Here is a 14368-nt window from a genome sequence, read left to right as displayed (position 1 = left end):
GGGGTATACAATTGCGGCAAGAAGACTTTCAAGGAACTGGAGACCCGCGTGCAACTCGACACATCCGAACTCACTCCGGTGGTTAACCGGCTCAAGCGCGCGCAGGGCCAGCTGGCCGCGGTTACGCGCATGCTGGAGGAGGGACGGGACTGCAAGGACATCGTCACCCAGCTCGCCGCCGTCTCGAAGGCGCTGGACCGGGCCGGCTTCGCGATCATTGCCAGCGGTCTGGAGCAGTGCATCGTCCGCAAAGATGCCAGCCTTGACCGGAAAGAACTGGAGAAGCTCTTCCTGTCCCTGGCCTGATCAGGTCCGGCGGGGCCGGCGTCCCGCAGAAAGAAGTGAAGGCGCACCCTTCAGTGGAAGGATTGAACGGCATGGACGACGCGGACCTGACCAGCGGCGCTGCGCTGAAGCACCTGCAGCATCCGCGGTTCGCCCGCGCCTATGCGCGCGCCGTCGAACAAATGAACCGCCGCGGGGCCACCGAACACCGCCGCCGCATGCTGGCCGGCCTGCACGGGACGGTGATCGAGATGGGCGCGGGGGACGGATCCGCCTTTGCGCTCTACCCGCCGGCAGTCACGCACGTTCTGGCGCTGGAGCCCGACGACTACCTCCGAAGCCTCGCCCTGAACCGCGCCGCTGATGCCTCCGTGCCCGTGACGGTGAGGCCGGCCGCAGCCGAGCGGATCCCGGCCGACGACGGCAGCGCGGATGCCGTCGTCGCCAGCCTCGTGCTGTGCAGCGTCGCGAACCAGGCGGCCGTCCTCGCGGAAATCCGGCGCGTCCTGCGCCCCGGCGGGACCCTCGCCTACTACGAACACGTCCGCTCTGGCCGCCCTGTCCTGGCCGCCGTCGAAGATCTGCTGACGCCGGCATGGCAGCGCCTGGCCGGAGGGTGCCATCCCAACCGGGACACCCTCGGCGCCATCACTGCGGCCGGATTCACCATCCGGGAGAACCGGCGGTTCGGCTTCGCCGTCCAGGCCATGACCCCTCCGGTGGCGCACATCCTCGGCCACGCCACCAGCCCGGGACCGCCCGGGTGATTAGGCCTGTCGAAATCCCGACGCCGGGTGAAGGTATAGGCGCCCAGGCCCCTAAGCCAGGTTCTCCTTGAGGAGTGCGCGGTGTTCGACGGCGGCAGCCTGGTGGAGCTTTCGGCCCGCCGCTGTGAGCTCGAGGTATAGCGAACGGCGGTCATCCGTGCAGGACTGGCGGGTCAGCAACCCGGCCTTCTCCAGCCGGTCCACCACCTTGGAGACGGCACTCTGGCTCATGGGGGTCCGTTCGCCGAGTTCCTTCATCCGGCACGATGCCTTGCTGTGCTCCGCCACAAGGTCCAGGATCTCAAACTCGTTCAGGCCGATGCTGAACTTGGCTTCCAGCGCCCGGTCGAGAGCGCAGGAGGTGCGGAAGTACGCGTCCTGGATGCTGCGCCATTGCTCAACCAGCGTGCGGTCCGTCGTCGATGCCATGCCCTGATTTTAGACGAAAAGCGAACTCGAGTCCACGTCATAATATTCCGCGTCATATTCCTTGTCATTGAATGACGCGTCATATAGATTTTCATACATGACCTCACCTACCACCCTCGAACGAACTGCCGGACCCGTCGCCACGGCCGTCCGCTGGACCCGTGCCCAGTGGCTCCTGCTGATGGTTGTCTGCACCGTTTTGGCCCTGGACGGGCTGGATGTGTCCATGGTGGGCGTGGCCCTGCCGTCCATCGGGCACGAACTGAACCTCGGTACGGACGCCCTGCAGTGGATTGTCTCCGCGTACGTCCTCGGTTACGGCAGCCTGCTGCTTCTGGGCGGCCGGCTCGCGGACCTTCTGGGCCGCCGCCGCATCTTCCTCATTGCCCTCTCGGTCTTCGCTGCCGCATCCCTGCTGGGCGGACTCGTGGATGACCCCGCAATCCTGATTGCCACACGGTTCGTGAAGGGCCTCGCGGCCGCCTTCACGGCCCCCACGGGCTTCTCCATCATCACCACCAACTTCGCGGAGGGCCGCGAGCGCAACAAGGCGCTTTCCATCTTCACCACGTTCGGTGCGAGCGGCTTCTCCCTGGGGCTCGTCGTCGGCGGCCTCATGACCAGCCTGAGCTGGCGGTGGACGTTCCTGGTATCGGTGCCGATCGCCGTCCTGGTTGTCATTCTGGGCTCCCGCTTCATCCCGCGGGACACACCCGATGCCACGGACAGCGGCCACGACATCTGGGGCGCTGTCACCCTGGCGCTGGGCATGCTGGGACTCGTTTACACGCTGGTGTCCGCACCTGAACAGGGCTGGGGATCTGTGGCAACAATCGCCGGATTCATCATCTCTGCCGCGGTGCTGGCAGCCTTCGCCGTCATCGAGAACAAGGTCCGGCACCCGCTCATCCGCTTTGGCATCCTGCGCGAGGGCTGGGTGGCGCGGGCCAACCTCAGTGCGGTTGGACTGTTTGGCTCCTACCTCAGCTTCCAGTTCATCGTGACGCTCTTCCTGCAGTCCGCCCTGGGGTGGAGCCCGCTGGCGATGGCCCTGGCCCTGCTGCCGACCGGACTGATCGTCGCCACCAGCGCGCCGTTCGCCGACCGGCTGATCAACGTGTTCGGTGCCACGCGGCTGATCCTGGCCGGACTGGCCTCCATGGGCCTCGGCTACGTCCTGTTCCTCCGCGTGGGCACCACGCCCAACTACGCCCTGGACATCCTGCCCTCGATCATCCTGCTGGGCATCGGCTTTGCCCTGGCCTTCCCGTCCATCAACGTCCAGGCCACGGCGGGCATCAAGGATTCCGAACAGGGCCTGGCGGCCGGACTGATCCAGACCAGCACCCAGGTGGGCGCCGCTTTGGTCCTGGCGGTCACCACCGCCATGGTCAGCGGCGGGCACTCCGACGGCGGCGCGGTCCCCAGTGCCGCAGCCATGCTTGAGCAGTACCGGCCAGGCCTGGTGCTGAGTGCCGCCGTCGCCATCGTGGCGCTGCTGGTTGCGGCGTTGCCTGCCCGACGGCGGGCGGCCGCCCTGGCTGCCTAGCCCACCCTGGTCCGTGCGGGCCGGAGCGCAAACCAGGTGTGGACCGCGCCGATTATCAGTACCGAGGCGGCGGCGAGGAGCGGCCCGGCCGCTCCGACGGTGTCGATGAGTCCGCCGCCAATCATTGCCCCGAGCATCATGGAGCCCTGAATGGCGGCGACCAGGATCAGGTGGGCGAGCGACCGGCCTAAGCCGGATAGACGGGATGAGCTGACGCCAGGGCCACTTCCTGGGACGGCGGACAGTCGATGCGAAGGAATGGGCTACCTGGACGGGTCCCGCCACCGCGGCGGGGGCTCCTGACTGCCACGGGCGGCGCGCGGCCGGAAGGCCACCGGCGAATTAACCCAGTGTCGGTAACGGGTTGTCAGCGAAGCCGCAAGGTTTGCACAGGATCACCCGGAGGGCGGGCGCTAGCAGGCCATATGGAGCGCTTCGAGGGCCACCTGCATCATCTGGGATGCGGGCCCATCATCGTATCCGACCAGTTCTGGTGATGGTGGCCGGGACACTGCGATGGCCAGTTGCCGGGAGCCATCGGCGCTGATCAGGGCCAGGGTCCCGTATCCAAGGCTGACTCCACTGTGACCGTAGAAGTAGTTATTGGAACAGGGATCATAGGCCTTCATGAGGCCAAGGCCGTAGTCACGATTTGGAGTTTGCATTTCCGTGATTGTCCCGGTTTTGAGCAATTTTCCTTGTGCCAGCGCGGAAAAGAATGTGTTGAGGTCCGGGACGGTGGAGATCATCCCGGTGTCAGCTGAACCGATGTGGAACGCAGGGAGGGTTGTGTCGATCCGTTCGTCGCGTTCGAGAATGTAGCCATGCACCATCCTCTTCGGGGCAGTTTGTTCACCCATCATGAAGGTGTCCTGCAGCCCCAACGGTTCCATAATGTCGGTTTGGAGGACGTCGCCGAGGTTCCGGCCGCGCAACTTCTCGACGAGGAGCGCCAACGCAGAATAGTCGGATTCCGAGTAGATGAAGGTGCTGGTCGAGCCGCTGGTTTTCCAGGGGGCGGCCCCAGCGACGGCCAAACGTTCCTTGTGGCTGAGGCGCCTGGTCAGGCCCTCGCGCAGGGATGGTGCGATGTCGCCCTCCCAATAGCTGGGCATGCCGGACCGGTGGCCGAGCAGACTCCGTACGCTGACAGGACCAGGGGGGTGGATCAGGTTCTCGAGTTCGGGCAGATACTTGGTTATGGGTTCGTCCAGCCGGACTTTCCCTTCCTCCACCAGCTTGAGGACGGACACCGCCACCATGGAGGTCGTAATGGCGCCGACATGGACCCGGTCCGCCAACTGGACTGGTTCCTTGTTGGCGAGACTTCGGACGCCGACGGCCGTGGACCATCCCCCTACCCGTGACTTCATCTGGATCAAGACCGCCGGGGCTCCAGCAGCGAGCATATCTTTGCTGTACTTTTCCAGAACCGCGACGAAAGCGGGCGCCGTCGAGGGCCGTGCCGTCGGAGTCTGCGGGCCGGGCGGATCCGGTGCGCTCGTGCAGGCTCCGATCGAAGACACCAATAGGCCGGCCATGGCCATTGCCAGGGCTGCGAAGCGGAACGAGATGATACGGCGCGGTGCTGCCTGCATTTCCTAGACCCTTCCAAGGGCCGGTCCGCAGCTTGACTCCTACGAGACCGCCACGCCGCGCCGACATCTTCGATGCTCCTCAGCGCGCTGCATGATGTCAACGGAGCTATACCGCATGGTGAACCGGGCCCGCGGTCCCGGCGGCAAGCAGCGCCTCGATCCGGGTCCGCAGCTCCCTGGGCCGGAACGGCTTCGTGACGTACTCGTCTGCCCCGCGGCGCAGCGCTTCGTCGATATCCGATTCATCGGCGCGGCCGGTAAGCATCACCACCCGGGCGGAGCTGAACGACCGGATGCGCCGCAGCACTTCGAAACCATCGACGTCCGGAAGGCCGACGTCGACAGTAACAACACGGGGAAGCCGGCGCCGCACCAGATCGACCCCCTCAAGCCCGCTAGCCGCGGTATAAACGGCAAATCCCGTCTGCTCCAGGACTGCCCGTAGAAGATTTCGCATATCCGCGTCGTCCTCAACAACGACTGCCACTCCCAAGCCGGTCATGGTCAACTCCACGTCTGGCGAATCCTTGAACCGGCCCAGCACCAGCTCTAAGTTCACCGCCCACACCACACGGTACAAGGCTGGGAGCCGTTTTTCAGCATAAAATTTGTCGGATTCAAAAATGCGCTTTCATGAAGCGCGGCTCATCCGGTTAGGACAGCACCAGCCAGATGCCCAGCGCTCCAAGCGCGACGCAGGCGCCCGCGGTCCAGAAGACCGCCGCGACATCGGGTGCCAGGCGTCCCGCCCTGATCCCCGCGACGCTGCGCCGGTAGCGCCGGCGCTGGGTCAGGTAGATCCCGCTCCCGGCGGCGATGGTGAGCCCGAACATCGCCAGCACGAACGCTCCCTGGTCCGGGAGCCAGCGGAGGCACATCGCGCTCGCGGCAATCAGCGTCAGAACGGTCCGGCCCCAGGCGAGCGCTGTGCGCTCGGGCTGCAGTCCCGGGTCGCCGTGGAGAGGACCGTCGTCGGGCAGGGGAGCGGTGGCCGGGTTGTCGTCCATGGTTCAGGCAAGAACGACGACGGCGATCACCACCGCCGCTGCGACGGCGCAGCCGGCGGCAAGCAACGGGGCGATCAGGGGCAACGGGAGCGGCCGGTTCGAGCGCAGGCTGCTCTCCACCCGCAGCCAGCGGATGGCGGAGCCCGCGCTCAGCAGCATGCCCAGCAGGAGGAGCAGCACCGACAGCCCGCGGCGGACGGGCTCAGGGAAGACGTCGGTGGTGAAGGCCTCCACCGCAATGCCTCCGGCGAGAAGGGCCAGGGACGTGCGGATCCATGCCAGGAAGGTCCGTTCGTTGGCCAGGGTGAAACGCGGGTCCGGTTCCGAGCCGCCGGGCAGGAGCGTTTCGGCCACCCGGCTTCTGCGGGGGTCAGGGCCGGACGGCGATGGCGGGGTGGATGGCACGCTCACAGTCTAGCCAGTGCTGTTTAGGCGGTCCCCGGAAATCATTTACCCGGAAGGGTTAAGGCGGCTCCCGCTGACGCCGCATGTCAGGACATACCCGGGCTCGAAGGTGCCGCAAGTTTTCCCTAGGTTGCCCCGGGCAACATGAAGCCCTGTCTGCTAGCGCAATTTGGGGGCGACATGGACCTGTGTTTCTCAGTTAATCCCGGTCTCCAATACACAGGAGGTCGTCAATGACAGTCCTAGATATCCACATCAACGACGGATTCGTTCCCATGGTGGACGGATCACTGGTTTATCACCGTGGTTTCGGGGATCGCCGCACTGCGGTCAATGATCCGGCGCCGGCGCTGGCGATGACACCACGGGTGATCACCGCGAACGGACGGGTGGTGGTCAGCCGGACCTATCCGCTGGGCGCTCCGGTGCCGCCGCATGGGAGGCCCGCACCGCTGCGGCCGGACCCGGCATTCCCCCGGCAGATCCTTGCCCGGCGGGGCTATTGGGCCAGCTTCTTTCCGCCCCGGACGTTGATAGCGGAGACCGGGAGCACCATCGAGATCATGGTGCATAACAACCTCGCGCAGCCGCACGAGATGCGGTTCCACCGTGCCGGACCGGGCGGGGCCGACGTCGGCTCCGGGCCGGTCGCGCCGGGAAAATCGAAGCTGCTGCGGTTTCCGGCGCCCTTGCCCGGGACCTATGTGTACACCGATCCGGGCAACCAGCCGGTGGAACGGACCCTGGGCCTCTACGGAGTCCTCGTCGTAATCGATCCCCGCAACGCGTGGCGGCTGGCGCCGGGCGCCGCGGAGTTCGAACGCCAGTGGCTCTGGCTGTGCCACGACGTGGACTCCAACTGGGCCCGCATCGCCTCGAGGGGTCAGACAGTCGATCCGCTCGCCACCCCGGCAGTTCCGAACTATTTCACCCTCAATGGGTTCGCCGGGTTCCAGTCGCTGGCCGTCACCACTGACTTGGCGTTCAACGACCGGAGGCACGAGGACACCCTGCCCTCGGGCCATCCGCGCGAAACGGATGTGCGCAACTTCAGCGCCACCCCGGCAGCCGGGGCCATCCGCACAGGACACCTCATGCGCATGCTCAACGCCGGCATAGTGGATCACCAGCTCCACTACCACGGCAACCACGTGTGGACCGTGCGGGCCAACGGCCTCGACTTCCCCCGGTCCAACGGCCGGGTGTCACCCCAGGGTGATGTGGTTCTGCAGCAGTGGGAGGACACGGTCCAGCTGCAGCCCCTGGAACGCAAGGAATCGATTCTGCCAGTCCGGCGGCCGCCAGACGTGATCGACCCTGTGTGGAACGCCAGGACCGAGGACTGGACCTACCCCATGCACTGCCACGCGGAACCGTCCCAGACGGCGCGCGGCGGGCTATACCCCGGTGGGCTCATGGCGGACTGGGTACTGGCCGCCCAGCCCGCCCCGGTCCAAGGGACGCCACCTACGGCCGCGGATCCGCACCACACGTTCCGAAGCCAGGTGGACTTCTCATCGGACCAGCCGCACGAGGGCAGCCCGGAAACCGAGTTTCCGCAGAAGCCGGACGTCTTCCTCGAGATGGACTTCTTCAACAGAAAGTTCACTTTCCCCGACGGCTCGGAGCACGAGATGTGGAGCTTCGAGGGCAACAAATTCGGGCGCCAAATCCCCGGGACCACGGTGCGGATGCAGGAAGGCCAACTGTTCCAGGCGACCATCAAGCCCAGCAAGAGGGTGCACACCATCCACTGGCACGGCATCGAACCGGACCCGCGCAACGACGGAGTGGGCCACACCTCCTTCGAGGTTACGGGACACTACACCTACCAGTGGAGGCCCGACGTCGGCGAACCCGGCAACCCCAACCGCGGTGGGGCAGGCACCTACTTCTACCACTGCCACGTCAACACCCCGCTCCACGTTCAGATGGGCATGTTCGGCCCGATCGTCGTCGACCCTCCAGCCAATCCCGCTGCACCGGTGCCGGCCGGTACCCGCCGTCATTCGGTTGATGGGCCGCTGTATGACGTCGCCACGGAAACCCTGATCGCGCCGTACTCCCTTGACCCCCGCTGGCACGAACTGAACCACGCCGCCGGGCTCAACGGCGAGGATGCGGGGCTGAACCGCTTCGAGCCCAAACACTTCTTCCTCCTCGGCGGCAACATCCCTACTCGGCCGAGGGGCGACGACATCGTTTGGGCAATCTCCCAGATGCGGGCCAACGTTTCTGGGAACGGCAGGCACCCCACGCTGGTGCGCATGCTGAACGTGGACTACTTCCCCACGCAGACGGTGATCACGGATGCGGCGGGCAGGCCAGCCAGGATCGCCGAACTGATCGCCCACGACGGCCGGCCCTTCTGGAACACCCCCAGCCCCACCGGCCCGGCGGTGCAGCCCACGATGGCCGGTCAACCGCTCCTGACCAACATCATCAAGTCCGGCGCCGCGGAGAAGTTCGACTTCCTGCTCCGACCGCCCGCTTCCGGAAAGTACACCATCACAATCAGCTTCCTGCACTGGCTCACGTCGGAGGTACTCGCCACCCGCACCGTCACGGTCAACGCCGTCTGATCGGACTGCCTGCTCCCCAGCGTCAGCCCTGCTGCGCCGCCCATTCTTCGACCCGGCGGTTGCTGTCCTCTTCGGAGAGGTCTTCCACGCGGGTCATGATGGACCAGCGGACGCCGAAGGGGTCCCGGATGCTGGCGTAACGGTCGCCTGAGGCAAAGGTGGCCAGTGGCTCCCGGATCGTTGCTCCGGCCTGTTCAGCTCGGTGCACCAGGGTGTCTGCGTCCGGGCAGTAGAGGCCAAGGGAGTAGCAGTCGTTTTCTCCCTCCGGCGCCGGAACCAGGTGGTATTCGGGGTTGGGTTCGCCGAGCTGGAGGTGGCCGTTTCCAAAGTCGAGTTCGGCGTGGACCACTACTCCGCGCATCTCCGTGGCGGCGACTACGCGGGCGCCGAACACGTCCTTGTAGAAGGCGATCGCTTCCCTGGCGCTGGTCACGGCAAGGAACGGCGTGAGGCTCGTCAGGCCGTTCGGAATTCCGTGCGTGGTGTGCTGTCCGTGGGCGGCCGTGGTGGATTCGGTGCTTGTAGTATCTGTCATGTCTATGACGCTACGTGCCCGGCCAGCGGCGAGGCTTGGAGATTCGCGACAGTCTGAAGGGACCGATGGAGAGTTTCAAAGGGATCCTGTACCCGGCCCGGCTGCCCAGTTTTCACCGCCTTCCGGCGCCGCCCTCGGTGGCGGAACTGGTCCAGTGGTTCTGGCTTCCCGAGTGGGACATCGAGCCGGGCCGCACGTCCCGCCAGCACCTGATCGCGTACCCCGGCTCCAACCTCGTGGTGCAGCGTGGTGGCGTGGTCTTCTCCGGCCCAACTACCCGGGCGGCCCATCGGGATTTGACTGGACGGGGCTGGGCGGTTGGTGCGTTGCTCCGGCCGGCGGCCGTGCCGCTGTTCACCGACTGTCCCTCCAGCCTGCGGGACACGGAAGTGGCAGTTGCCGCGGAAGGGCTGCATCTCTCCGCCTCGGAGGTCATGGACACGCACGACGGCGATACTCGCCGCGAGCGGGCAGTGGATGCCTTTGCGGGGTGGCTGGCTTGCTTTGCAGGGCCTGCGGTGTCCGAGGAGGCGCTGCTGGCCAACCGGCTGATGGACGTCATTGGTTCTGACCCCTCTGTAGTCCGGGTCGAGGATGCGGCGTCTGCGCTGGCGGTCTCACAGCGGACCCTGCAGCGTGTGGCCAGGAAGTACATCGGCCTCAGCCCTGCCGCGCTGATCCGCCGTCGGCGCCTTCAGGATGCTGCCGAGCGGACGCGCCTGGATGCTTCAGCGGATCTGGCCGCGATAGCGGCCGAGCTTGGGTACGCCGACCACGCACACCTGACGAATGACTTTCAGAAGTACCTGGGTTTCACACCGAGCACGTACCGGCGGATGGTTGCCGGGGACCCGGTGATTGAGCCTGTCGAAATCCGTAGGGCCCGGTAATTGACCCCGTCGAAATCCTCTATCCGTCGGCAGAGGGCTCCGGTGCGGGACGCGTTCCTGCGTCCTTGCCCGGGCCCGATGTTGGAACGAAGTTCCAGGTGAAAGACCCGTTGTCTTTGAGTGTCATCCGAAGGAAACCGTGGGTGTCGCTGAACCGCTTCACGATGTACGACGGACTGTTCGTGAAGGGGCGGAGGCCGATACCTCCCGTGGATACCTGGAACGCTGTCATACCGTCGCTGACGCACTGGTCCTCGTTGTTCACCGGACATGTGCGTTCGTAGTTGTGTTGTGACCCTGACAGCGTCAGACGGACCCGGTGCTTATACATCACGTCGATCCACGGCTTGTGGTCATCGGCCCGCTCGTGTTCGTCCGTGTTCGACGTGAAGTACGGTTCGTGGTAGACGACTGCCAGGTACTTGCCCGCCGCCTGAGCAGCAGTGAGGTTGTCGTCCAGCCACGTCGTCAACGCCTCGGCGTGCTCGGGGTCGTACCGCCAGAACGCGGACGACAGGAACACGAAGTGCCAGTTCCCGAAGTCCTTCGAGTACGGATCCCCGTTCCCGATGAACCCAAGCTGCCGGTTGATCGCCGCCTTCGCGGGGGCACCCGGGCATTGGCCGTTCATGAAGTTGTCGAGGTCTTCGTTACGGCCTGGTTCCCAGTCGTGGTTGGGGGCGGACACCCAGTACAACTTGGGCTTGGTGCCACCCCACAGCGGCGTCCAGTACTTCACGTAGTCAGCGCAGTGCGGGGTGGCGTACTGGAAGTCCCCGAGCCCCAGGAAGGCGTCAATCTCGTTCTTCTGCACGAGCCGGGTGATCGCCGCACCGTTTCGACCGGACGGGCTATCAGGGTCAATGGTCCTGACGCCGTTCATGTCACCGACAGCAGCGATCCGGACATCAGGCGCAGGTGTCCTCGGCTTGCGGGGGGACGGTGGGGGTGGCGCAGTGGGAGTCGTAGTTGGTTGCGGCACGTCCTCAGCAGTGTTCCCACCGCCGATAGCGAGGGACGCGACCCAAAGGCCAGTGATTCCTAAGAGGAAAGCGGACGTTCCAGCGATAACACGATTGCGACGCATGGGGGCGCGCGCCTCCTTTCTGGTCAGCCCGCGTTCCTGTTCGCGGTGGGGTACTGCGTGGTCCGTGTCGCCCCATACCTCCTATTCGCGCTTGGCGGGACCGGCGGCGGACTGGGTTAGGTAACCAGTTCCGGAGGGTGAACCAACGGCCACCGCCGTCCCAATCGGAATTGTCAGTCCGCGTCCTTGGAATCAGCGTGGAGCACCTTGGGAATCAAAGGCGCCACCGGGCGCTCGAGTCCGGACCGTTCCACTGTTTTTCCAACCTCAAGCTCATACGATCCGGTGACCCTGCGGACTCGCGGCCCTACGAAAGAGAGAGGCGCCATGAAAAAGACAGCACTCGGAGTACTGGCACTGGCCGGAACACTCTTCGTTCAACTCGCTGGCGCCGGACCGAGCACGGCAGCGGAGCGCGTCAGTACCAAAACCGAGATGAGAGGAGCGGGAGTGACCGCGGAATTCGTCCGCACGGACGGGTGCATACAGACGAACGTCAGCGTGTTCGGCAGCGTCTTCACCGCCCGCGGAGCGACTCCGCCCGAGAAGCTGGGCTTTGTGTCTGTCACGCAGGTTAACACCTGCACACTCGTGACACTGATAGACGGGTCCGGGGATACGACTACCCTGAACCTGTCCGTTCCGAACGGGCTGTCTAAAGGGCGCCTGACGATGTCCATGGAATTCACGAACTATGCCGACGCCGAGAACCCGGTAGTTTCGGCGATCACGGCCGACGTGTCCTTCCGGGCTACCGCTCATGCGACGAAGACATTTGAAGAGTCCAAATCCCGTTCCGAGGGCATCCGCTTTGAATCGTCGGAAGGTACCAAGAGCCGGCCCGTCTCTGCCGCCGGCACGGTGACCCTTGGGACTCAAGAAGTCCTTTCGCCGAATACTTCGTCGCTCTCCGGGACGGCCGGCTCGGTGCGAAGCAAAGAGAAGACGGTTACCCGCCCCGCGAAGTAGCGCTGTTGGGCGCTCCCCGGCGGGTGGTCAGCAGGGCGCTACCGTCCGTGCCAACCGGTCGCGGCGAGGAGGCGGCTTTCAAGAACATCCGCCATGGTCTTCGCGTATGTTGCACTGAGGTGGTTATCGTCCAGGTAGACGAACATGTTGCCCACCTGGGCCGGGCAGGAAGTCTCCGTGCACAGCCTGTCCGTCATGTCGAGCAGGGAGAGGCCGGCAATTTTTCCTATCAGCGGGCTGAAAGCTGGGGTTTCGGGGAGGACTGATTCCCTTGCCGGATTGCATGCCGGGTCGCTGGCGCCCTTCGACATGACACATTCGGCCATGTTCTGTTTGAAGCGCGGGTTGTCACGGATGCCCACCACGTCGATACCGTCGGCTGTGAACTGTCGGGCCAGTTGCTCAAAGCCTGGCGCGAGGCGCTCGGCAGGAGAAGAAGGGCTCGCCGCCGTCGCTACCGTTACGATGGCATCGGGCTTAGTTTGAGCGACGTACTTGTCCACCTCACGATTGAATGGTTCACACTCAACTGCCAGCCCAGAGGCAGGCGGGGCGTACACGCAGCCGCCCTTTAGAACGTAGTAAAGCAGCCAGTTGTTCTTCTTCGCTACGGGTGCCAGCGCCGCCATCCATTGCTCGGCGTGGGAATTGCCGAGCACCAGGATTTTCTTGGCCGGCTTCTCCGGTCCCTTCGTTTGCCCGCAGGCCTTCTCAAGAAGCCCGGGGCCGGGGGCCAGAGGACCCTCGCACGGTCCATCAAGTGAAGCGAAGTCCTTGCTGAGCCGGTCGGCCGTGGGCAGTACCCCTGCGTCTGCATCAGCTTTATCAATGAAACCGGGCGCCAGCGCCTTGGAGCCAGGGTTATTCTGTTCGGCCTTGAGTACAAGGGTGCGGTTCTCCTGGTCAAGCACGTACTTCCAGCCGCTCAGGGGCACAACGGCGATGGTCCCGGCAGCCAGCACGGCGACGATGGCACGGCGCCGCCTAGCGTCTGGCCATGCCCATTGACGCCAAGGCTTCTCGATGAACCGCGTAGTAAGCACGGCGAGCAACAAGGATGCTGCCACCACCGCTGTGCCTGACAACCAGCCCGCGTGGTCCTTGCCCGACCAAATCAAATAGATCACCAGGACCGGCCAGTGCCACAGGTACAGCGCAAATGAATTGTCGCCCAACTTCACCAAGGGGCCGAAGCTCAAGAGCCGGTCAACTCCGTAACGGCTGCCGGTCTGCCCCGCGACGATGACAGCAGAGGCCGCCAGGATGGGCCACAGAGCAATGAAGCCCGGGAACGCCGTTTCAACGTTGAGCACGAGGCCACAGGCGAGCATTGCGGCCACACCCGTCCAGCCCAGCCAAACCCGGCTTTGCCGTGACACGTTCAGCGCGGGCAGCACCAGCGCCACGAGGGAGCCCAGCGCGAACTCCCACAGCCGCGTCCCCGTGTCGAAATAGGCCTGCGTTTGGTTGGTAGCCGTGTGGTAGACCGAAAAGGTCAGGGACACCGCGAACACGGCGCCGAAAATGTACAGCAGCAGTCCGCGGTACCGGAGTCTGAAGCCCCTGGCGAGGAGGGCTGCGGCGACGAAAATGAGCGGCCACAAGATAAAGATCTGGCCCTGGATGGAAAGCGACCAGAAGTGCTGAAACGGGCTGGCCTGGCTGTGGTCCCCGGCGTAATAGTCCACGGCCTGAGCCTTCAGCAGAAAGTTTTGGTAGTACAGAAGGGAAGCCCAGCCCTGCTCGATGATGGCCGTCCAGCGGGTCTTCGGGACGAAAAGGAACGTTGCCAGCAAGGTTGCGGCGATAACGACGGCTGACGGAGGAAGAAGACGCCTGAACAGGTGAAGCCAGTGGCGGAGGAGATCTACGGGCGTTTTTCGGTCGAATTTGTTTGTGAACTGCAGCGTCATCAAGAACGCCGAGATCATCAGGAACACGTCCACGCCACCGGAAACCCTGCCAAACCACACGTGGTAAGCGACCACCATCAGCACGGCCAACGAGCGAAGTCCCTGAATTTCCGGCCGGAACGACTTCTCCAACTTCGAGGCCTCAGCCCTTCGGCGGAGACGCCTGGTTGGTACGGGGGATTCGACGGTCGTCACGTGTACCTTTCGGGGCTGGCGCCCTGCCTCGGGCGCACCCTATGTTACCGTCGCTGGCCGCGCCCCCTGAAAATGCAAGAGCCCCGAAGAGTCGGGACCTGCTGACTACGAACAGAGCTGCTGCAAGCAATCCCGCGCCACAGCTGGGGGCCCCTTG

Annotated in this window: 15 protein-coding genes; 6 read left to right on the top strand and 9 right to left on the bottom strand. The window is 64.8% G+C overall.

Annotated elements, in window-relative coordinates; translation table 11 throughout:
- The first annotated feature begins 48 nt into the window (after positions 1 to 48).
- Together J7I85_RS15220 and J7I85_RS15215 are read left to right on the top strand one after the other, a co-directional pair.
- The gene (locus tag J7I85_RS15220; protein ID WP_214853134.1) at positions 49 to 306 is read left to right on the top strand and encodes a metal-sensitive transcriptional regulator; all 258 of its coding nucleotides are present in this window, start codon (positions 49 to 51) and stop codon (positions 304 to 306) included.
- A gap of 71 nt (positions 307 to 377) precedes the next feature.
- Complete coding sequence (locus J7I85_RS15215) at positions 378 to 1052, top strand: class I SAM-dependent methyltransferase (protein WP_214853132.1); 675 nt, start codon at positions 378 to 380, stop codon at positions 1050 to 1052.
- 51 nt (positions 1053 to 1103) lie between these two features.
- Here the strand turns inward: J7I85_RS15215 and J7I85_RS15210 are convergent, their stop codons facing one another.
- Positions 1104 to 1481 (bottom strand): MarR family winged helix-turn-helix transcriptional regulator, encoded by a 378-nt coding sequence (locus J7I85_RS15210; RefSeq protein WP_214853129.1) that lies wholly within the window; start codon positions 1479 to 1481, stop codon positions 1104 to 1106.
- Between the two features lie 97 nt (positions 1482 to 1578).
- Here J7I85_RS15210 and J7I85_RS15205 point away from each other — a divergent pair, with 97 nt between their 5' ends.
- On the top strand, positions 1579 to 3030 hold the full coding sequence (locus J7I85_RS15205; protein WP_214853127.1) for an MFS transporter: 1452 nt from the start codon (positions 1579 to 1581) through the stop codon (positions 3028 to 3030).
- Here J7I85_RS15205 and J7I85_RS15200 read toward each other — a convergent pair.
- The 5 genes from J7I85_RS15200 to J7I85_RS15180 all read right to left on the bottom strand — a co-directional run bounded on the left by J7I85_RS15200 (position 3027) and on the right by J7I85_RS15180 (position 6040).
- Complete coding sequence (locus J7I85_RS15200; RefSeq protein ID WP_214853125.1) at positions 3027 to 3170, bottom strand: hypothetical protein; 144 nt, start codon at positions 3168 to 3170, stop codon at positions 3027 to 3029. The two genes, J7I85_RS15205 and J7I85_RS15200, sit on opposite strands and share 4 nt — an antisense overlap.
- A 273-nt stretch (positions 3171 to 3443) precedes the next feature.
- The gene (locus J7I85_RS15195; RefSeq protein WP_214853124.1) at positions 3444 to 4628 is read right to left on the bottom strand and encodes a serine hydrolase; all 1185 of its coding nucleotides are present in this window, start codon (positions 4626 to 4628) and stop codon (positions 3444 to 3446) included.
- A gap of 106 nt (positions 4629 to 4734) precedes the next feature.
- Complete coding sequence (locus tag J7I85_RS15190) at positions 4735 to 5187, bottom strand: response regulator (protein WP_308159505.1); 453 nt, start codon at positions 5185 to 5187, stop codon at positions 4735 to 4737.
- Between the two features lie 94 nt (positions 5188 to 5281).
- Positions 5282 to 5635: a DUF202 domain-containing protein gene (locus J7I85_RS15185; protein ID WP_214853123.1), complete on the bottom strand. Its 354-nt coding sequence runs from the start codon at positions 5633 to 5635 to the stop codon at positions 5282 to 5284.
- A gap of 3 nt (positions 5636 to 5638) precedes the next feature.
- Positions 5639 to 6040 carry a DUF202 domain-containing protein gene (locus tag J7I85_RS15180; RefSeq protein ID WP_214853122.1) on the bottom strand — a complete coding sequence of 134 codons (402 nt, stop codon included), beginning with the start codon at positions 6038 to 6040 and terminating at the stop codon, positions 5639 to 5641.
- 233 nt (positions 6041 to 6273) lie between these two features.
- Here J7I85_RS15180 and J7I85_RS15175 point away from each other — a divergent pair, with 233 nt between their 5' ends.
- Positions 6274 to 8622, top strand: a complete 2349-nt coding sequence (locus J7I85_RS15175) for a multicopper oxidase domain-containing protein (protein WP_214853119.1) — start codon at positions 6274 to 6276, stop codon at positions 8620 to 8622.
- A gap of 22 nt (positions 8623 to 8644) precedes the next feature.
- Here the strand turns inward: J7I85_RS15175 and J7I85_RS15170 are convergent, their stop codons facing one another.
- Positions 8645 to 9157: a glyoxalase/bleomycin resistance/extradiol dioxygenase family protein gene (locus tag J7I85_RS15170; RefSeq protein WP_214853117.1), complete on the bottom strand. Its 513-nt coding sequence runs from the start codon at positions 9155 to 9157 to the stop codon at positions 8645 to 8647.
- Between the two features lie 65 nt (positions 9158 to 9222).
- Here J7I85_RS15170 and J7I85_RS15165 point away from each other — a divergent pair, with 65 nt between their 5' ends.
- On the top strand, positions 9223 to 10047 hold the full coding sequence (locus tag J7I85_RS15165) for a helix-turn-helix transcriptional regulator (RefSeq protein WP_214853114.1): 825 nt from the start codon (positions 9223 to 9225) through the stop codon (positions 10045 to 10047).
- A gap of 19 nt (positions 10048 to 10066) precedes the next feature.
- On the opposite strand, the gene J7I85_RS15160 is transcribed toward J7I85_RS15165, so the two are convergent.
- The gene (locus tag J7I85_RS15160; protein WP_251024394.1) at positions 10067 to 10930 is read right to left on the bottom strand and encodes a hypothetical protein; all 864 of its coding nucleotides are present in this window, start codon (positions 10928 to 10930) and stop codon (positions 10067 to 10069) included.
- A gap of 531 nt (positions 10931 to 11461) precedes the next feature.
- On the opposite strand from J7I85_RS15160, the gene J7I85_RS15155 reads away from it, so the two are divergent.
- Positions 11462 to 12103: a hypothetical protein gene (locus tag J7I85_RS15155; RefSeq protein ID WP_214853108.1), complete on the top strand. Its 642-nt coding sequence runs from the start codon at positions 11462 to 11464 to the stop codon at positions 12101 to 12103.
- Positions 12104 to 12141: 38 nt separating this feature from the next.
- On the opposite strand, the gene J7I85_RS15150 is transcribed toward J7I85_RS15155, so the two are convergent.
- Positions 12142 to 14148: an acyltransferase family protein gene (locus tag J7I85_RS15150; RefSeq protein ID WP_251024393.1), complete on the bottom strand. Its 2007-nt coding sequence runs from the start codon at positions 14146 to 14148 to the stop codon at positions 12142 to 12144.
- Between the last annotated feature and the right edge of the window lie 220 nt (positions 14149 to 14368).

Source organism: Arthrobacter sp. ISL-65 (assembly GCF_018613795.1).
Lineage (GTDB): Bacteria > Actinomycetota > Actinomycetes > Actinomycetales > Micrococcaceae > Arthrobacter.
This window is presented reverse-complemented; position numbering and strand designations above follow the sequence as displayed.

What these genes read in the sequence shown, in the direction of transcription:
- J7I85_RS15160 (WP_251024394.1), bottom strand. Translation starts at nt 10,930, where the DNA reads ATGAACGGCGTCAGGACCATTGACCCTGATAGCCCGTCCGGTCGAAAC.
- J7I85_RS15165 (WP_214853114.1), top strand. Translation starts at nt 9,223, where the DNA reads ATGGAGAGTTTCAAAGGGATCCTGTACCCGGCCCGGCTGCCCAGTTTT.
- J7I85_RS15215 (WP_214853132.1), top strand. Translation starts at nt 378, where the DNA reads ATGGACGACGCGGACCTGACCAGCGGCGCTGCGCTGAAGCACCTGCAG.
- J7I85_RS15200 (WP_214853125.1), bottom strand. Translation starts at nt 3,170, where the DNA reads ATGATGCTCGGGGCAATGATTGGCGGCGGACTCATCGACACCGTCGGA.
- J7I85_RS15205 (WP_214853127.1), top strand. Translation starts at nt 1,579, where the DNA reads ATGACCTCACCTACCACCCTCGAACGAACTGCCGGACCCGTCGCCACG.
- J7I85_RS15195 (WP_214853124.1), bottom strand. Translation starts at nt 4,628, where the DNA reads ATGCAGGCAGCACCGCGCCGTATCATCTCGTTCCGCTTCGCAGCCCTG.
- J7I85_RS15185 (WP_214853123.1), bottom strand. Translation starts at nt 5,635, where the DNA reads ATGGACGACAACCCGGCCACCGCTCCCCTGCCCGACGACGGTCCTCTC.
- J7I85_RS15170 (WP_214853117.1), bottom strand. Translation starts at nt 9,157, where the DNA reads ATGACAGATACTACAAGCACCGAATCCACCACGGCCGCCCACGGACAG.
- J7I85_RS15175 (WP_214853119.1), top strand. Translation starts at nt 6,274, where the DNA reads ATGACAGTCCTAGATATCCACATCAACGACGGATTCGTTCCCATGGTG.
- J7I85_RS15210 (WP_214853129.1), bottom strand. Translation starts at nt 1,481, where the DNA reads ATGGCATCGACGACGGACCGCACGCTGGTTGAGCAATGGCGCAGCATC.
- J7I85_RS15155 (WP_214853108.1), top strand. Translation starts at nt 11,462, where the DNA reads ATGAAAAAGACAGCACTCGGAGTACTGGCACTGGCCGGAACACTCTTC.